This is a genomic window from Rhizobium sp. NLR10b (assembly GCF_019685435.1).
In the GTDB taxonomy this organism is placed as follows: Bacteria; Pseudomonadota; Alphaproteobacteria; order Rhizobiales; family Rhizobiaceae; genus Rhizobium.
In genome coordinates, this window is sequence record NZ_JABDWV010000002.1 from 210,547 (window position 1) to 227,326 (window position 16,780).

At 62.0% G+C, this 16,780-nt stretch carries 16 protein-coding genes; 7 read left to right on the forward strand and 9 right to left on the reverse strand.

Translation table 11 applies throughout. The features are described 5' to 3' along the window. Positions 1–44: 44 nt before the first annotated feature. From HJB91_RS03450 to HJB91_RS03475, 6 genes are all read right to left on the reverse strand, one after another. Positions 45–1,616 (reverse strand): sorbosone dehydrogenase family protein, encoded by a 1,572-nt coding sequence (locus HJB91_RS03450; protein WP_221122673.1) that lies wholly within the window; start codon positions 1,614–1,616, stop codon positions 45–47. 8 nt (positions 1,617–1,624) lie between these two features. Continuing rightward, on the reverse strand, positions 1,625–2,053 hold the full coding sequence (locus HJB91_RS03455; RefSeq protein ID WP_221153442.1) for a DUF2231 domain-containing protein: 429 nt from the start codon (positions 2,051–2,053) through the stop codon (positions 1,625–1,627). A 278-nt stretch (positions 2,054–2,331) separates the two neighbouring features. Next, positions 2,332–2,919 (reverse strand): cyclopropane-fatty-acyl-phospholipid synthase family protein, encoded by a 588-nt coding sequence (locus HJB91_RS03460; RefSeq protein WP_221145457.1) that lies wholly within the window; start codon positions 2,917–2,919, stop codon positions 2,332–2,334. Beyond that, positions 2,909–3,244, reverse strand: a complete 336-nt coding sequence (locus tag HJB91_RS03465) for a type II toxin-antitoxin system RelE/ParE family toxin (protein ID WP_221153443.1) — start codon at positions 3,242–3,244, stop codon at positions 2,909–2,911. The genes HJB91_RS03460 and HJB91_RS03465 overlap by 11 nt, the downstream gene beginning before the upstream one ends. Next, a complete protein-coding gene (locus HJB91_RS03470) occupies positions 3,228–3,479 on the reverse strand; it encodes a type II toxin-antitoxin system ParD family antitoxin (protein ID WP_210630758.1) in 252 nt (83 codons plus the stop codon). Before HJB91_RS03470 ends, HJB91_RS03465 begins: the two co-directional genes overlap by 17 nt. Positions 3,480–3,789: 310 nt before the next feature. After that, on the reverse strand, positions 3,790–4,890 hold the full coding sequence (locus HJB91_RS03475; protein WP_221102477.1) for a branched-chain amino acid aminotransferase: 1,101 nt from the start codon (positions 4,888–4,890) through the stop codon (positions 3,790–3,792). 388 nt (positions 4,891–5,278) lie between these two features. Between HJB91_RS03475 and HJB91_RS03480 the strand changes: the two genes are divergently transcribed. Next, positions 5,279–6,499 carry a PLP-dependent aminotransferase family protein gene (locus tag HJB91_RS03480; protein ID WP_221145453.1) on the forward strand — a complete coding sequence of 407 codons (1,221 nt, stop codon included), beginning with the start codon at positions 5,279–5,281 and terminating at the stop codon, positions 6,497–6,499. A gap of 278 nt (positions 6,500–6,777) precedes the next feature. Here HJB91_RS03480 and HJB91_RS03485 read toward each other — a convergent pair whose 3' ends face one another. The 3 genes from HJB91_RS03485 to HJB91_RS03495 all read right to left on the reverse strand — a co-directional run bounded on the left by HJB91_RS03485 (position 6,778) and on the right by HJB91_RS03495 (position 9,777). After that, the gene (locus HJB91_RS03485) at positions 6,778–7,821 is read right to left on the reverse strand and encodes a DUF2278 family protein (RefSeq protein WP_221153444.1); all 1,044 of its coding nucleotides are present in this window, start codon (positions 7,819–7,821) and stop codon (positions 6,778–6,780) included. A 204-nt stretch (positions 7,822–8,025) separates the two neighbouring features. Then, on the reverse strand, positions 8,026–9,084 hold the full coding sequence (locus HJB91_RS03490; RefSeq protein WP_221153445.1) for an aldo/keto reductase: 1,059 nt from the start codon (positions 9,082–9,084) through the stop codon (positions 8,026–8,028). A gap of 222 nt (positions 9,085–9,306) precedes the next feature. Then, positions 9,307–9,777, reverse strand: a complete 471-nt coding sequence (locus tag HJB91_RS03495; protein WP_221153446.1) for a MarR family winged helix-turn-helix transcriptional regulator — start codon at positions 9,775–9,777, stop codon at positions 9,307–9,309. A 193-nt stretch (positions 9,778–9,970) separates the two neighbouring features. On the opposite strand from HJB91_RS03495, the gene HJB91_RS03500 reads away from it, so the two are divergent. The 6 genes from HJB91_RS03500 (at position 9,971) to HJB91_RS03525 (ending at position 16,553) form a co-directional block, all read left to right on the forward strand. Further along, positions 9,971–10,738: an alpha/beta fold hydrolase gene (locus tag HJB91_RS03500; RefSeq protein ID WP_210630768.1), complete on the forward strand. Its 768-nt coding sequence runs from the start codon at positions 9,971–9,973 to the stop codon at positions 10,736–10,738. A gap of 122 nt (positions 10,739–10,860) precedes the next feature. Then, positions 10,861–11,838, forward strand: a complete 978-nt coding sequence (locus HJB91_RS03505) for an ABC transporter substrate-binding protein (protein WP_221153447.1) — start codon at positions 10,861–10,863, stop codon at positions 11,836–11,838. A gap of 7 nt (positions 11,839–11,845) precedes the next feature. Next, entirely contained in the window at positions 11,846–13,540 is a 1,695-nt protein-coding gene (locus HJB91_RS03510; protein WP_221153448.1) for an iron ABC transporter permease, read from the forward strand. After that, on the forward strand, positions 13,528–14,547 hold the full coding sequence (locus HJB91_RS03515; protein WP_221153449.1) for an ABC transporter ATP-binding protein: 1,020 nt from the start codon (positions 13,528–13,530) through the stop codon (positions 14,545–14,547). The genes HJB91_RS03510 and HJB91_RS03515 overlap by 13 nt, the downstream gene beginning before the upstream one ends. A 117-nt stretch (positions 14,548–14,664) precedes the next feature. Further along, positions 14,665–15,774 carry an endonuclease/exonuclease/phosphatase family protein gene (locus tag HJB91_RS03520; protein WP_221153450.1) on the forward strand — a complete coding sequence of 370 codons (1,110 nt, stop codon included), beginning with the start codon at positions 14,665–14,667 and terminating at the stop codon, positions 15,772–15,774. 8 nt (positions 15,775–15,782) lie between these two features. Beyond that, positions 15,783–16,553, forward strand: coding sequence for an NUDIX hydrolase (locus HJB91_RS03525; RefSeq protein WP_210630777.1), 771 nt, complete (start codon positions 15,783–15,785; stop codon positions 16,551–16,553). The last annotated feature ends 227 nt before the right edge of the window (positions 16,554–16,780 follow it).

The window sequence follows — 16,780 nt, forward strand, 5'->3', positions numbered from 1 at the left end:
ATGTCATCTCAGTCCTTCTTTCGAATTAGGCCTCCACCAAGTCCTTAGGGGCCGGCCGCAGGGGCAATCTGCATCGGCCCAGGCTGAAACTTGTCCGGCAGTCCGGAAAGTGGTTTTTGGCCGGTCAAGCGCTCGTCGACCGAGGCCTGGTGTCCCTGGGTTTGGGCGGTGGAATTCGTCGGTTCCGTTCCGATGCCGGGGTTCGAAGCGAAGGTCGGCGCTGTTTTCGAATTCGTCGAGCCTTGTGGATTCCCCGATAGCTGATCGGTGCCAATTGGCTGCGGCGTGACTTTGCCGTCGGATGAAGCGACGCGCCAAACGGTGTTGCCGGCATCATCTGCAACAAGCAGCGCTCCCGTCCCATCGATCCCCACTCCGACCGGCCGCCCCTTTGCCTGATCGCCCTGGATAAAGCCAGTGACGACGTCCTGGGCCTTGCCAGATGGCTTGCCATTCTGGAACGGTACGAAGACTACTTTGTAGCCATTGAAGCTATTCCGGTTCCAGCTGCCGTGCTCGCCGATGAAGGCGCCGTTGGCGTATGCGGCTGGCAGCGCGGAATTCATCGAGAAGGTCAATCCGAGCGCGGCAACATGGCTGGACAGGGCGTAGTCCGGTCGGATTGCCTTTTCGATCATATCGGTTCGGGGCGGATGAACGCGAGCGTCGACGTGATTGCCGTAGTAGCTCCACGGCCAGCCGTAGAAGGCGCCGTCCTCCACAGAGGTCATATAGTCGGGAACGAGGTTTGGGCCGAGCTCGTCACGCTCATTGACGACAACCCAGAGCGCCCCCGTTTCGGGATTGAAGGTGAGACCGTTCGGATTGCGCAGACCGGAGGCGAAAACGCGGGCGGCGCCGGTTTGCCGGTCGACCTGCCAGACCGCTGCACGGCCTTTCTCTGCCTCCAGCCCGTTCTCGACGATGTTGGAATTCGAACCGACCGAGACATAGAGCGTCAGGCCGTCGGGGCTGAGGGCCAGATCCTTTGTCCAATGATGATTGATCGGGCCGCCGGGAAGCGGCGTCAGGATTTTCGGCTGCGCGGTGATGTCGTTCCGGCCGAGTTCGTAAGGGTAGGCAAGGATGGCGCTCGTCGTGGCGACGTAAAGCGTATTGTTTATCCAGGCAAGGCCGAAGGGGGAATCGAGCTTCTTCAGCAGGTCATGGCGTTCATCGACGGTGCCGTCGCGATTGGTGTCACGCAGCAGCGTAATGATATTGCTCTCTTTCTGTTCACCGCTGCCGCCGTGGGCGATAGACATGATCCAGCCGCGGATGAGATCCTTCGGCCGCGAGGTCGGTTCGCCGGTCGGGCCGCGGGACTGGACGACGAGCACGTCGCCGTTGGGCAGCGTATGGACCGTGCGCGGATTGGCAAGGCCCTTCGCATAGGCAGTGACCTTCAAGCCATCGGGAACGGCAGGCGTCTCTCCTTCCTTCCAGTCGACCACTTCCGCGACCTTGAGATCAGATATCAGGGAGGAAGACGGCTCAGGCAGAACCGGGTTCGGGCCGATCTGCTGCGACAGATCGAATTCGGCCTCCTGCGCCGACGTGCCGAATCCGAAGAAAAGCAACAGAACCGACGGGCCGAGAATGAGGGACCTCATCATCATATCCTCTAGGCCAATCTGGCATATTTGCGGGCAGAAACAGCGACTGCCACCAGGCAAAGCGCTGATGTAACGGCCGAGAGCGTCAGCCCATAGGGAACCACGGCAGTCCATCCGTCGCCGGCATGGACAAGGCTGTTCAGGAAGGCGAGGACGAGGATGATCAGGTAGAGAAGCACAGACGGGAAAGCCGACCGCAGCGGACGGGTGCGGGGCCGCGCAAGGTCAATCAAGCCAGCCAGGATCGCAATCGCGCCGAACACCACGCCGGCGCACAACAGCCAGGCGGAGAAGTTCTGCCACATGAGGTTGTTGCTCTGCCAGAAGGCGATATCGGTCGCGAGCGCAAGCGTGAAGCAGACGAAAGGGAACGGGACGAAGAGCGACTGTATCGGATAGGCGGTCGCGTCCCGATCGTTGGGGGAAAGTATAGCCATGGCATGCTCCGAGCGGCAAGAGCGCAGATATGCGATCCAACCGTGGAGGCAGCGGATAGTTCCGTTGCGGCGGCACCGGTTCGTCGATCGCCTCCTCGGCGAAATCGCAGAATTGCGGCGGCCGCCTTTCGCGTTGCACTACCGGAATGACAATGTTTGGAGGCCCCTCTGTCGGTCATGCCTGCGACAGGCGGAGGAATGAAGGAGGGGCAGCGTTTTCGCCTGAAAGGGCGACGGTGCCAAGACTGCCGCCGAACACGGGGACGAAGCGCCGACCTTTATCGTTGCGCACTCACGATGAGCCAGCGGGTCGGCTTGCCGTCATATCCGCCGCCGTCGCTTTCCTCGACGGCGAGGTTGCGCCAGCCGCCTGCCGTCAGAAGCGCCGACAGCCAATCGGCGGATGGATAGTTGTAATAGCGCCCGAAGCCGTCATGCCCTTCGGCTTCTCCCGACTTGAAGCTTGCGTGGAGGATGCCGCCGGTTCTGAGCGCGCGGTGAATACGGGCGAAGATGTCGGGCAGGGCCGATCTCGGGACATGAAGGAGACTCGCTTCGGCCCAGACGCCGTCGAACGCGACCTCGGCGTTGAGATCCTCAAACAGCATGACCTTGACCTTCCTGCCGATTCGCGCCTCGGCCTGTGCTGCGAGTTCGGGTGAGCCGTCGGTTGGCGTCACGTCAAAGCCTTGAGAGAGCATGTAGGCGCTGTCCTGGCCGCCGCCGCAGCCAAGTTCGAGGATCGCGGCTCCCGGCGCAAGTCGGGCAAGAAAGGCGTCGAGCTTCTGTTTCGGCAGGCTGCGCGCGCGGTTGGCGTATATCTCTGCGTTGTTGTCGTAGAAGGCGGAGGTGCTGTTATGGGGCATGGGGGGTGGCCGGTCCGGGTCGTCGGTGGGATTGGAGATGTCTTTCGGCAAGTCGGTCGGCGCCGATGATGTCGATGACGAGTATGCCGTCGGGTATTTCCCGGTAGAAGGCGACGTGGCGCATGTGGAGGAGGCGGCGAAGGCCGGCGCCGAGCGCGTCACACTCGTCGCCCATGGAGGGCACGCGCGAAAGAAGTATGAAAATCCGGTCCCAGTCGAGAAGGTAGGCATCCGCCTGCGCCTCGCCGAAATGCAGATTGGCATACTCGTCAATGCCTGACAGTACGGCGTCGGCCGTTCGGGTCAGCCTATAGGTTGATGTCACGCAGCTTCACCTTCGTTTCCAACAGGATATCGTGAATGCGCCGGTCGCTGATACCGCTCTCCTCGGCCTGCCTCAGGATCTCGCGCAGTTCGTCGTCGTCGAGCTTACGGTGGTCCTGGTCCTTCACGATCAGCTCCGCCACGAATGCGTCGGCGCTGTCGTATCTGCCGCTTGCGACACAGCGCGAGATGTAATCCGCCAGATTATTCGGAAGCGAGATCGTCATTTTCGCCATTGAATTCGCTGCCGTCCGTGCGTGCCGGTTCAGCCGTCCCTGATGCCCGTTACCATTCCCGACCGTTGATAGAAGCGTTGGCACCCGCAGTCGAGCGCTTGGGTCACATGATGGTCAGTCTTCTTAGCGCTGTAGACGGCGCGTTCGAGATCCTTGACACGGGCGTCGCAAGTCAGGATGCCGGCATCGTGGCGCTCGTGGTCGCGTAAACGATCGTATTGGCGTCAGCCCGACTGCTTTGAAGGCGAGGCCGAGAGCGGCGCCTATCATGCCAGTGTTGGCGCCGCCGTTCGCGTGGAAAGCCTGACGTTCAGACCGGGATGAGGCGCGTCCAGCCGTGCTCATCGTTCGTTACGCCCTTCTGCAGACTGACGAGCTGCTGGCGCAGTTCGCTGGTCAGCTTGCCGGTCTGTCCGTCTCCGACCAGAAACTCGCCGCCGGCATGTCGAACCAGGCCGATGCCCGCCAGGACTGCGGCAGTGCCGCAAGCGAAGGCTTCGACGAGCCTGCCACTGGCGGCATCCTCTTGCCATTCCGCGAAGGAGTAGGGACGCTGCTCCACGCGCAAGCCCCTTTCTTCGGCGAGCACGATGACGGAAGCCCGGGTGATGCCCGGCAGGATCGTGCCGCCAAGGGGCGGGGTCACCATCGATCCATCATTCATCACGAAGAAGACGTTCATGCCGCCGAGTTCTTCGACCCAGCGATGCTCCGCGGCATCGAGGAAGACGACCTGATCGCAACCCCTCTTCGCGGCTTCCGCTTGCGCCACCAGGCTGGCAGCGTAATTTCCGCCGCATTTTGCAGCGCCGGTGCCGCCGTTGGCTGCACGGGTGTATTCGGTCTCGACCCACAGGGAGACGGCCTTCGCGCCGCCCTTGAAGTAGGCGCCGACCGGAGAGGCGATGATGCAGAAGACATATTCCTGAGCCGGACGAACGCCGAGAAACGCCTCGTTGGCGAACATGAAGGGGCGGAGGTAAAGGCTGGCGTCGCCGGACGGAATCCAGGCCTTGTCGACGCGGACCAGTGCTTCGACCGCCTTCAAAAAGAGTTCTTCGGGCACAGGAGGCATCGCCATGCGGGTCGCCGACTGCGCGAAGCGGCGTGCGTTCTCTTCAGGCCGAAAGAGCAGAATCCGGCCATCGTCTGCTTTGTAGGCTTTCATGCCCTCGAAGATTTCCTGCGCGTAGTGCAGCACGGCGCTCGCGGGATCGAGCTCCAAGGGCCGCCTGGGCGTAACCTTCGCGTCGTGCCAGCCCTTGTCGGCCGTCCATCGGGCCAGGACCATGTGATCCGTGAAGAGCTTCCCGAAGCCGGGCGTCTCCAGTGCCTGGATCCGGTCGGCATCCGAGACGGGAGACTTGTGGAGTTCGATTTTGATTTCAGGAGAGGCCGACGTCACGGTCATTGCTGGCACCTTGATAGCAAATAAAATGGTGGCGGCGACACTACCCCCGCCGAGCCGGTTTTGGAAAGGTCTGAAGCAGCCGGTTTCGGCTTTGATCAGAGGAATAATCGCTTGAGGTGGCTGACGTCGAGCAACAAATTTGGAACCGAGCGCCTTCGATCAGGGATGCGTCACCATCAAGTGAAACCGCGACATCAGCATTACCCGAAAGGCTTCGGTCGGTTCGGGAATTTCACTCCTATCGGGAATGACGTTCGCGAATTTTGCACCAAGGCCTTGGAATATGAGATCTCCGACTTGTCACCATGACAAGAAAATAGGTCAGCATTATTGACATAATTTCCGCCGCATGATTTGTCGGCGACATAGAAAATACGAGGAAACCTCCATGCTGAACTGGGACACCATGTTTGCGTCGCGATCGTCGCGCATGCGCGCATCCGAAATCCGCGAGCTCCTGAAGCTTCTCGACCAGCCTGACATCATTTCCTTTGCTGGCGGCATTCCGGATCCGGCGCTGTTTCCAGCCGACGAATTCCAGCGGGCCTATGCGGATATTTTCTCGGGTGCTGCGGTCAACTCGGCGCTGCAATATTCGGTCAGCGAAGGATACAAGCCGCTGCGCGAATGGCTGGCCGGGCAGATGGCGGCGCTCGGCATTCCCTGCGAACTCGACAACGTCTTCATCGTTTCCGGCTCGCAGCAGGGGCTCGATTATCTCGGCAAGCTCTTCCTGTCGCCCAATGATACCGCGCTCGTGACCTGGCCGACCTATCTTGGCGCCCTGCAGGCCTTCAACGCCTATGAACCGGCCTACGACCAACTGACGCTGAACGGCAACCGGACACCCGAATCCTATCGCGTTGCCGCGGCCGCTGCCGGCGGCAAGGTGAAGTTCGCCTATCTCTCGGCGGATTTTTCCAATCCGACCGGCGAAACGGTCGATCTCGATGGCCGCAAGAAGGTGTTGGCGCTTGCCGAAGAACTCGACGTCGCCGTCATCGAAGATGCTGCCTATCAGTCGCTGCGTTACGATGGCGATCCGATCCCGCCGATCCTGGCGCTCGAAATAGCCGAAAAGGGCCATATCAACGATACTCGCACGATCTATTGCGGCAGCTTCTCCAAGACCCTCGCGCCCGGCCTTCGCGTCGGCTTCATCGTCGCCAATGCGCCCGTCATCCGCAAGCTGGTGCTGATGAAGCAGGCGGCCGACCTGCATTCCTCGACGATCAACCAGATGGCGATATCGGATGTCGCCGTGCGCGGCTTCAACAAGCAGGTCGCCAAGATCAAAGCGGTCTACAGCCATCGCCGCGACTGCATGCTGGCAGCGCTCCAGAAGTACATGCCCGAGGGCACGGGCTGGACGAAGCCGGAAGGCGGCATGTTCATCTGGATCACGCTGCCGGAAGGCATGGACGGCGCCAAGCTGCTGGCGAAATCGCTCGAAACGGTCAAGGTCGCCTTCGTGCCCGGCAAGGCGTTCTTCGCCGACGGCTCCGGCGCCAACACCTTCCGCGTCAGCTTCTCCTGCGCGAATGAGCAGATGATCGAGGATGGGATTGGTCGGTTGGGTAGGATGATCGCTGAGGAGATTGGTGGGTGATTGCTTGAGAGATGAGAAGACGCCGCGGCACTCACCGCCGTCCCTCATTCCTGTGCTCGTCACAGGAATCCAGCCACGGCGCGTCCGCGCCGTGATGGACTCTTATTCGTGAAAGACTCTCTCGTGCCCAAGTCCTTGGGCACGCTGGATTCCTGTGACGAGCACAGCAACGAGGGAGGGGAGGGAACTACTTCCGCCTTCTTCTCTCAGAGGAAACGGGTAAGCGGTTTATCCTTCCATTGCCATGCTTTCGGCAAGCCAGCCAGGCGGAACAACAATCAAAAAATCGTCGTCCAGCCCTCGTTCGCCGTTTCGCTCTTGCCGTAGCCGACGCGGTCGGCGACCGCTCCGTCGGTGTTGCGCAGGATGATGTCGCCGCCCCGGTTGGCGAACTGCGGGCCGCCGGCGGCTGCGTCGAGCGCGATGGTGCGGATCTCGCCTGCGGCAAGCGCTCCCGACAGCGTCTGCGTCCGGCCGTTTTCGTCCTCCAGCTTCCAGCCATCGAGCGATACCGATATGTCGGAACGGTTGATAATCGTCACCGTCTCATTCTCGATGCCGCCTGCGCCGTTCACCGGGTTGATCAGCGCGGCGATGATGCGCAGGGATGAGGCGACGACCGGCTGCGGCCGGCGGGTGCCTTCGCCGCGGCCCTGGCCGCCGCGATTTTCCGAAACCGGATGGCCGGTCGCCGCATCGGTGTTCCAGTTCTGCGACTGGAAGCAGAGGAAGATTGCCGCCCATTCGTCGGTATCGGTGAAATGGACGAGCAGCGCTCCGTCCTGGTTCGGCCCGTTGGTGGCCTTGAAACCGCCACTGTCTCCCTGGTTCATATGGATATCGTGGATGCCGTTGCCCGGCTCGAATTCGAAATATTGGTCGGGTTTGTTGTGCTCGGGCCCCCAGGCTTCGCCGAAGGCATAGAAATGGATGTCGGGATCGGCAATGCCTTCGTCGACGATCGGCTCGATGAACTCGCGAAGATCGTTCTTCGGGCCGGAGAGCTGGAAGGGCGCGACGTTCATGTCCTCGCGCTCGATCAGGCCGCCACGGACATAATCGATCGCAAGCTCCGGACGATCCCTGCGGATGTCGGTCAAGCCCATCGGCAGGGCTTCGAGCGCCTCCGTCAGCGTCCCGTGCTTGAAATCGACGACGCTGGCATAGAGCAGGTCGTGCGGCGATTCCTTGGAGCGGACATTCAGCGCGATGCGGTAGCTGACGCCGTTCGCCTCGATGCGGATTTCGAGATGGGGATCGTTGTCGTCATCAAGGGCGAGCGCGCTCGCGGTGCCTTTCAAGACCTTGTAATTCTTCAGCATGAGAACCTCGCGGGAATGGCGGGACCTCACGATAACACGGCGAAGGCGCATCTTTTGTGATGGCTAAATCGCAGCGCGATCCCTCAGATTCGGTGCCACGATTTAGCTTTTTAATTTCACGCATGTCGTCCCCGCGAAACCGCTGCACACTTTTGCGCGACATGCTTGTCTTTCGCCGTGCAATGGCTGACTTGCAGCTTGGTGCTATTGCTGCAGATGTGGGCCAAAAAGCTCGAGGTCGGCTTCGCCGAGCCTGTCGCTCGCCGTGTTCAGCTGGTGCCAGTAGGGATAGATCACCGGCGGCAGGCTGACGGCGTCGAGACGCTTGCGCTCCTCTCTGGTGAGCTTCAGCTCTGCGGCGGCGATGTTGTCGCGGAACTGGGCTTCGGTGCGCCCGCCGATGATGACCGAGGTGACGGCCTTGCGGCCGACCAGCCAGGCGAGCGCCACTTGAGCGGCCGAAACGCCGCGTTCCTCGCCGATCGCCACCAGCGTCTCGACGATGTTCCAGAGGCGGTTTTCGTCGCGGATCGGCGGTTCGGTCCAGCCGGCGAACTGGCGCGTGCCTTCGGGAGCGGCCTGGTTGCGGCGGTGTTTGCCGGAGAGCAGACCGCCGGCAAGCGGGCTCCAGACCAGCACGCCGAGGCCCTGGTCAATCGAAATCGGCAGCAGCTCGTATTCGGCGTCGCGGGCTTCGAGCGTATAATGGATCTGCTGACTCACGAAGCGTTGGTAGCGGTGTTCGTTGGCAATGCCGAGCGCCTTCATGATGTGCCAGCCGGAATAGTTCGAGCAGCCGACATAACGCACCTTGCCCTGCCGGATCAGCGTGTCGAGCGCTTCCATCGTCTCTTCGAGCGGCGTCTGGCCGTCCCATTCATGCACCTGATAGAGGTCGATGACATCGGTCTTCAGGCGCTTCAGGCTGGCCTCGCATTCGCGAATCAGGTGGTAGCGCGACAGGCCGCAGTCGTTCGGGCCGTCGCCCATGCCGAAGCGGGCTTTGGTGGCGAGCAGCACGCCCTGCGGCCGCTTGCCGGCGAGCGCCTCGCCGATGATATTTTCGCATTCGCCTGACGAATAGACGTTGGCGGTGTCGATCAGGTTGATGCCGGCATCGATGCAGATGTCGATCATCTTCTTCGCCTCGGAGACGCCGAGATCGCCGACCATCTTCGCCCAACCGACGCCGCCGAAGGTCATCGTGCCCATGGTCAAAGTCGAAATCTTCAAGCCGGAACGGCCGAGCAGACGATATTCCATTGAAACTCCTCCTTCATCGAAACGCGATTGACGTACCTCAACGCAATAGCATGACAATGGCGGCATGTTCACGCCTGCGTGAGGGGTCGGCGAGATTGCGGGCGCCCGAGGCTAAGATCAATTGCGCGGCGCTGGGGCGCGGGCAGATCGTACAATATGTGATCGGCTTGTCGACGGAAATCGTTCTGGCGTGGAGACGACGCAGCGGGGGGCTGCCGCGGGTCAGGTCTCGTCCTTGTTCTTCTTGTGAATGTTGTCGCGGAGCGAAGCGATCGTATCGCGAATCTTGCTCACGGTCTCGGCGTCGAGACCGACGGCTTTGCCGATGCAGTCGAACACGTGGGTCGCGCGGCTCTTGAGGGATTGTCCCTTCTGCGTCAGGCGCACAAGCACCTGGCGCTCGTCGGCGGGATTCCGGTTGCGAGTGACGAGATCGACATTTTCCAGTCGCTTCAAGAGCGGGGTGAGAGTGCTGGAATCGAGGAAAAGCGTCTCGCCGAGATCCTTCACCGTGCGGTCGTCGCGCGCCCATAAGGCGGTCATGACGAGGAATTGCGGATAGGTCAGATCCAACTCGTCGAGCAGGGGGCGGTAAAGCTGATTGAAGGCGTGGCCTGCCGAATAGATTGAAAAGCAAAGCAATTCATCGATCTTCGGCACGTCGGCAACACCATTCGATGGCGTGTCTTTCATCACGTTCTCCTCTGCGCTCAATATAATTTGCGCACGATCTGTTTGCAAGCTATTGACGACGTGAACGATGAAGGTTATTTATATCGCACACAAATAAATCGTCCACAAATTAGATTCCGATTTGGAAACTTGAAGGCACGCGAACGTACCAGTTCGGCTCCTTTGAACTTCAACCGACGAAAGGAAATGACCCATGTTCAAGTTTGCTGCAGTCGTCGCCCTGGCGGGCGCTCTTCTTTCCGGGGCTGCCGTCGCTCAGTCGGCCAAACCTACCGTCGTCCTCGTTCACGGCGCCTTTGCCGATTCATCCAGCTGGAACGGCGTGGTCGAGATCCTGCGCAAGGACGGTTTCCCGGTCGTTGCTGCCGCCAATCCGCTGCGTAGCGTTTCCGGCGACGCCGCCTATGTTTCCGATGTCGTCGGCAGCATTGCCGGCCCCGTCGTCTTGGTCGGCCATTCCTATGGAGGGCAGGTGATCTCGACCGCCGCGAACGGCCATGACAACGTCAAGTCCCTGGTCTATGTCGCGGCCTTCGCGCCGGAGGCAGGGGAATCGGTTGCGGATCTCGCCGGCAAGTTTCCCGGCGGTACGCTGAGCGGAGCGCTGGCGGTTCCGGTGAAGCTCAGTGCAGGCGGCGTCGATCTTTCCATAGACCAGACCAAGTTCCATGACCAGTTCGCCAGCGACGTGCCGGCTGAGCAGGCTGCCCTGATGGCGGCGGCCCAGCGGCCGATCACCGAAGCGGCCCTGACCGAAAAATCCGGCGAGCCTGCCTGGAAGAAACTGCCGTCATGGTTTGTCTACGGCACCAGCGACAAGAACATCCCGGCCGCAGCTCTTGGCTTCATGGCCGAGCGGGCAGGGTCCAAGCTGACCGTCGTGGTCGATGGCGCATCCCACGTCGTGATGGTTTCGCAGCCGCAGAAGGTGGCGGAGCTCATCGAAGAGGCCGCGAAGTAACGTCTCTCTGAAGGGTGACGGCAATTCAGCAGCACAGGGCGCAGCGCAGCCGCTGCGTCCTGTCACATACCTGTCAACGACCCCTAATAAGGGAGGGTGACGCAATCCCGAGGACCCCTCCCATGAAGACGATCGTTTCCGCCGCTGCTCTTCTCGCCGCGAGCCTTTTTGCCATTCCGACCTCGGCCGCAAACCTCGTTCTCTACACCAGCCAGCCGAACGAGGATGCGCAGGCGACGGTCGATGGCTTCATGGTCGCCAATCCCGATATCAAGGTCGACTGGGTGCGCGACGGCACGCCGAAGATCATCGCCAAGCTCCAGGCCGAGATCCAGGCCGGCAACCCGGTCGCCGACCTTCTGCTCATCGCCGACATGGTGACGCTGGAGCGCTTGAAGCAAGACGGCAAGCTGCTCGCCTACAAGTCGCCGGAAGCCGCGCAATACGACGCCAGTCTCTATGACGCCGACGGCTACTATTACTCGACCAAGCTGATCACGACAGGCATCATGTACAACACCTCGGCCGGCATGAAGCCCGCGGGCTGGAAGGACCTGACCAAGCCGGAGGCCAAGGGCCTCGTCACCATGCCGAGCCCGCTCGCCTCGGGTGCGGCGCTCATCCACGCCCAGACACTGGCTGCCGTTCCCGGCCTCGGCTGGGACTTTTACAAGGCGCTTCAGGCAAACGGCGCGATTGCCGCCGGCGGCAACGGCGCCGTGCTGAAGTCGGTCGCCTCGGGCGAAAAGGCTTACGGCATGGTCGTCGATTACCTGCCGATCCGCGAGAAGGCCAAGGGCGCGCCCGTCGAGTTCGTCTTCCCGAGCGAAGGCGTTTCCGCCGTCACCGAGCCGGTCGGCATTCTCGCCAGCACCAAGAATGCGGAGGCGGCGAAGAAATTCGTCGATTACGTGCTCTCGGAAAAGGGCCAGGAAGGCTTCCTCAAGCTCGGCTATATCCCGGCCCGCAACGACATGAAGCTGCCGGAGGGTTTCCCGGCGCGCGACGCCATCAAGGTGCTGCCGATCAAGGCGGAGGAAGCTCTGAAAAATACCGATCAGGATCTGAAGACCTTCTCGGGCATTTACGGTTCGAACTGATCCTTCCATGCATGGTTATGTGAGATCGGGAAACAGCCAGCCCGCCTGGCTGTTTCCTTTTATCGTCATATCAGTCCTGATCCTCAGCGTGCTGCCGCTCGCCCGCCTCGCCATGGTCGGCATTGCGGCCTTCGCCAACGGCGGCGTCATCGATGTGCTGAGCGAACCGTCGCTCTGGCAGGCCACCTATTACACCATCGTCACCGCGGTCTTGGGCACGATCATCTCGCTTCTCATCGGCTGCCTCTTCGCCTTCCTGCTGACGCTGACCGATCTTCCCGGCAAAGGGCCGCTCAGCTTCTTCTTCGTGCTGCCGATGATGATCCCGCCGCAGGTGACGGCGCTTGCCTGGGTGCAGATGTCGGGGCCGTCGAGCCCGTTGTTGAAGGCGCTCTCGCTTGCGCCGCCGCTGGGGTCGCCGCAGCCGCTCTATTCGGTGGGCGGCATCGCGCTGCTCTATGGCGTGCAGCATGCGCCGCTGGTCTATCTGGCGCTCAGGGCCGGGCTGATGACGCTGCCGCGCGACGGTGTCGAGGCCGCGCGGCTTTCCGGCGCCTCGAGCCTCAGGGTGTTCCGCGACATCATCCTGCCGCTGTCGCTGCCCGGCATCATCGCCGGGGCGGCAATCTCCTTCGTCTCCTGCACCGGCAATTTCGGCATTCCCGCCATTCTCGGCATCCCCGCCTCGATCTATACGCTGCCGACGCTCATCTTCACCAAATTCTCAGCCTTCACCAGCCGCACCTTCGGCGATGTCGCCGTGCTCTCGGGCATCATCGCGATGATCTCGGTCGCAGGGCTGATGATCCAGGACCGGGCGCTCAGAGGCCGGGACTATCGTGTCATCGGCCTGTCAGGGGCAAGTGCCGCTTTCCAGCTCGGCCCCTGGCGCTTCCTTGCCACGCCGCTTCTCTGGGCGATCCTGTTCTTCATGCTGGCCGCACCCTTCTCCGCGCTCGTCGCCGGCGCGCTGGTGCCGGCCTATGGCGTGCCGCTCACCTTCAAGACCATGTCGCTGCATGCCCTTCAGGAGATCCTATTCCGGCAGGCGGTCACGCGCACGGCCTTTGTCAATTCGCTGTCGCTTGCCGGCGCCACCGCGCTTGGTCTGCTCGTCGTAACGGTGCTTGCGGCTTATGTGCTGACGCGGCGCAGAGACCTGGCGTCGCGCATCGTCGCCAGCCTGATCGAGATACCCTATTCGCTGCCCGGCATCGTCTTGGCGGTCGCCTTCATCCTGGTCTTCGCCGCACCCGTCCCGGTCCTCAACATCTCGCTTTACGGCACGATCTGGATCATCCTGATCGCCTATTTCTCCTCCTTTTTCGCCGTCAGCCTAAAACCGCTGATCAGCGCCTTCCACCAGCTCGATCCAGCGCTGGAAGAGGCCGCACGGCTTTCCGGCGCCGGCTTCGTCCGCCGACTCTTCGATATCATCGTGCCGCTGATTGCGCCCGCCGTCGGCGCCTCGGTCATCCTCGTCTTCCTGATCGCCTGCGACGAGCTGACGATCTCGGCGCTGCTCTGGTCGGCCGGCACCCAGACGCTCGGCGTCGCGATCTACAATCTCGATGACAGCGGCAGTTCCGACCTTGCTTCGGCGCTCTCAGTGCTCGTCGTGCTCATGGTACTCGTCATGATGCTGCTGCTCGAGCTTCTGGCCAAACGCCTTCCGAAAGGGGTGGTCCCATGGCGCAACTGATCCTCAATCAGGTGGCCAAGGATTTCGGCACCGGAAGGGCGGCCGTCAGCGGTTTTTCGCTCGATGTGCGCGAGGGCGGTTTCCTGGCGCTGCTCGGGCCTTCCGGCTGCGGCAAGACGACGGTGCTGCGGATGATCGCCGGTTTCGAGGCGCCTTCCGACGGCTCGATCCATCTCGGGGAGCGGCTGCTTGCCGATGCGGCGCAATCGCTGCCGCCGGAAAAGCGCAATATGGCGATGGTCTTCCAATCCTATGCGCTCTGGCCGCATATGAGCGTGGCCGACAATGTCGGCTATCCCCTCAAGGTGCACGGCATCTCGGGTGAGGCCTACCGGGCGAAAGTACAGGACGCGCTCTCCACCGTCCGGCTCGCCGATTACGCCGGGCGGCGGCCGGCCGATCTCTCCGGCGGCCAGCGCCAGCGAGTGGCGCTCGCCCGCTGCCTGGTGACGTCGCCTGACGTCGTGCTGCTCGATGAGCCGCTCGCCAATCTCGACCGGCACCTGAAGCAGGAGATGGAGGAGACCTTCCGCGAGTTCCACCAGCGCTCGGGCGCGACGATGATTTACGTCACCCACGATCAGAGCGAGGCGATGGCGCTCGCGACCGACGTCGCCGTCATGTCGGAGGGCCGGCTGCTGCAGGTGGCATCGCCGGCCGAAATCTATGCCCGGCCGGACGGCCGCATTGTCGGCGGGCTGATCGGGCGCGGCGCGATCCTGACGCTGCCTGTGATGGGCGGCGAACGCCATCTGGAGTGGGATGAGTTGCAGGATGCGCTGCAGGCGGCCAATATCGATGGCGCCGATATTCTGGTGCGGCCGGAGGATGTGATCATCGGCGGCGAGGGCGCTCCCGCGACCGTCGAATCCGTGCTTTTCGAGGGCGAGCGCTACGCCGTCAAACTGACGCTCGGCAACGGCCAGACGCTGCGCGCCTACAGCCGCGTCGTCGTCGAGGCCGGAGAAGCCGTGCGTGTCGTCATCCGCGCGGGGTGGCGGCTCTGATCGAGATAATCGCATCCGGGGGCGGCAAGAGGGGCGTTTGTCCGCAATTTTCTCGGCCCGCCACCTTTTCCTGCAGCGATTGCCGGATAAGGTACTGCGCGCAACCGGACTCATTCCATGTCGCTTCGCCTCGCCACTTTCAACGTCGAAAACCTGCTCACCCGTTTCGATTTTACGGGTTTTCGCAACCAGCTTCGCCAGGACCGCGTCATCAAGCTTTTCGAGGTGAACAGCGAGGGCGTCTATCAGCAGCTCGAGCAGGCGCGCGTGATCGCCGCCACCGATGATACGAGGCAGATGACGGCGCTGGCGATCGCCGATGCCGACGCCGATATCCTCTGCCTGCAGGAAATCGACAATATGGCCGCTCTTCAGGCGTTCGAATACGGCTATCTCTTCCGCATGGTCGGAAACGGCTATCGGCAGAAATTCCTGGTCGAGGGCAATGACAGCCGCGGAATCGATGTCGCCGTGCTGATGCGCGAGGAAACGCGCGACGGTCAGAAGATCGAGCTTCGGGATATCAGAAGCCATGCGATGGCGACCTATCGCGATTTCGATCTCTTCGACGAGGAACTGGCGCTTACCAACCGTATCGACGACAAGATCTTCAAGCGCGACTGCCTGGAGCTCGACCTCCTGATCGGCGGCAGGCCTTTCTCGCTCTATGTTGTGCATTTCAAGTCGATGGGCAATCCGCGCGACGGGCTGGACGGGCGGCAATCGACACTGCCGCTCCGTCGCGCCGAGGCGCGCGCCGTGCGTCGCATCATCGAGGACCGCTTCGGCGTCGGCCACACCGCCTCGAAGAGCTTTGCGATCTGCGGCGACATGAACGACTATCAGGAGCGCGTCGCCGTCGTTGGGCGGCGAGGCGCCGGTTATCATTTCGAGCATCAGGCGGAGACCGAAAGCGCGCTCGACGTCTTCAGCCATGACAGTTTTGCGGAAAATGTCGTCCGCCGTCGTCAGCCCCTCGACCGCTGGACGCTTTATCATGCGCGCGGGCCGCAGGAGCAGCACCTCTGCCAACTCGACTATATCTGGCTTTCGCCCGCACTTGCCGCCCATAATGCCGGCCGCCTGCCCGAGATCATCCGCAGCGGCCAACCCTACCGCACCATCTTCCCGCCGGGGCAGGAGGTGGAGCGTTATCCCCGTAGCGGCTGGGACCGGCCGAAGGCCTCCGACCATTGCCCCGTCGTCATGACACTGGATCTCCCCTGAAAGCGAACATGAAAACGAATTTGAGCAGAAATTTTCCGAACGCCGATTTTCCCGATGATTTCGCCGGCTGGCCGCCGGAGAACACGGTCTTCCCCATCGCCGGCGTTGATCTCCGCGTCCTGCCCGGCACTCATCCTTTCGTCGCCGCCGAGGAGACGGCGATCCGCGAGAATTGGGTGAGGGAGATCGCCGCCAACCCGGCGCTCTTCGATGGGCGGCTGATTTTCCAGCAGCGGCTGTCGCTCGGTAAGGAAGGAATTTCGGGTGAGGGCTACGTCACGCCCTTTTCCGCCTTCATGTACTGGCGCCGCCAGCCCCAACGCCAAGGCGGGCTGCACATCTTCGCCTATCCCGTGCTCGAAAGCTCCGACGGCGCGCTGGTTGCGATCCGCATGGGTGCGCACACCGCCAATCCCGGCCAGGTCTATTTCGCCGCCGGCTCGCTGGAACCCGAGGATATCTTCAACGGGCGCTGCGACATCGAAGCCAATATGCGCCGCGAGGTTCTCGAGGAAACCGGCCTCAATCTTTCCGATTCGGTGGCGGGGCAGCAGCTCTTTTCCAGCCACGCCAGGCGTACGGTGACGTTGCTGAGGCTCTTCCGTTTCGACCTGACGGCAGACGAGATGGTCGATCGGATCGAGGCCCACATGCTGGTCGCCGAAGACAAGGAGATCGCGGGTGCGGTGGCGATCCGTTCGGCTGATCGTGACGCGTATCCGTATAACATCTCCATGCTGCCGGTGATTGACTGGTATTTCGGGAAGAGTGGCGCATAGGGCGCGGCAATCGGAGGCCGCCCTCGTCCTTCGGGGCCCCTTTCGGGGGTACCACGCTCGTCAAGCGCTTCCGAGAAAAAATCGATTTTCATTAACGATCCCGCGCAAATTGCGGGCTGCCGACGTCTCGTGCCGGAGACGGGTTGTTCTTACCCGAGTTAGCGCCTTGCACTCGGTCGCATGGTCGGGCAGGTTGGCGGCGCGACGATCGATTCAAGGAGGCCGAT